At 77.9% G+C, this 807-nt stretch carries 1 protein-coding gene and 1 pseudogene; one reads left to right on the forward strand and one right to left on the reverse strand.

Features of this window, described 5'->3' with window-relative positions; genetic code table 11:
- Positions 1-264, forward strand: a pseudogene (locus DY240_RS22490) (ATP-dependent Clp protease ATP-binding subunit ClpX); the annotation flags it as partial.
- Here DY240_RS22490 and DY240_RS22495 read toward each other — a convergent pair.
- The coding region (locus DY240_RS22495; RefSeq protein WP_147375447.1) for a 5-oxoprolinase subunit C family protein at positions 173-807 on the reverse strand (635 nt) is incomplete at its 5' end. The pseudogene DY240_RS22490 and the gene DY240_RS22495 sit on opposite strands and share 92 nt — an antisense overlap.

The following is an 807-nucleotide window of genomic DNA, read 5'->3' on the forward strand; positions in this document are numbered from 1 at the left end:
TTCGAGCTCGACCACGTGGAGCTGGAGTTCACCGACGACGCGATCGAGGCGGTCGCCGACCTCGCGCTGCTGCGCGGCACCGGCGCGCGCGGGCTGCGGGCCATCCTGGAAGAGGTCCTGCTGCACGTCATGTACGAGGTCCCCTCGCGCGACGACGTCGCCCGCGTCGTCATCACCCGCGAGGTGGTCGACGCCAACGTGCTCCCGACGTTGCTGCCGCGGGGGCGGGTGGGGCGCCGGCAGCGGCGGGAGAAGTCGGCCTGAACCGCACGGCGTCGCCGGGCCGCAGTTGCGCGGCAAGCGGCACGTCGGCGGTCGCGACGACGCCGATCACCGGGTAGCCGCCGGTCACGGGGTGATCGGCCAGGAACAGCACGGGACGGCCGCTCGGCGGCACCTGCAGCGCGCCCGTCACCATCCCCTCCGGCGGGAGCTCGGCCGCCACGCCCGGCGCCGCCGGCAGCGGCGGGCCGGCCAGCCGCAGCCCCACGCGGTCGCTGTCCGCCGTCACCTCGTAGGCCGATCCGAACAGCCGGTCCAGGGCCGGCGGCGCGAACCGGCCGGCCCGCGGTCCCGGCAGCACCCGCAACCTCACCTCGCCGGACTGCGGCGGCACCGGCGGACGCACCGGGGCGACGTCGACGAACGGCTCGCCGTCGTGGTCGCCGGCCAGCGGCAGCAGGTCGCCGGCCCGGAGCGGCGGCGGGCCGATGCCGGCCAGCGAGTCCCACGACCGCGACCCCAGCACCGGCGGCACGCCGATCCCGCCGCGCACGGCCAGGTACCCGCGCAGCCCGCGGGCCGGGC

This window comes from Jiangella rhizosphaerae (assembly GCF_003579925.1).
Taxonomy (GTDB): domain Bacteria; phylum Actinomycetota; class Actinomycetes; order Jiangellales; family Jiangellaceae; genus Jiangella; species Jiangella rhizosphaerae.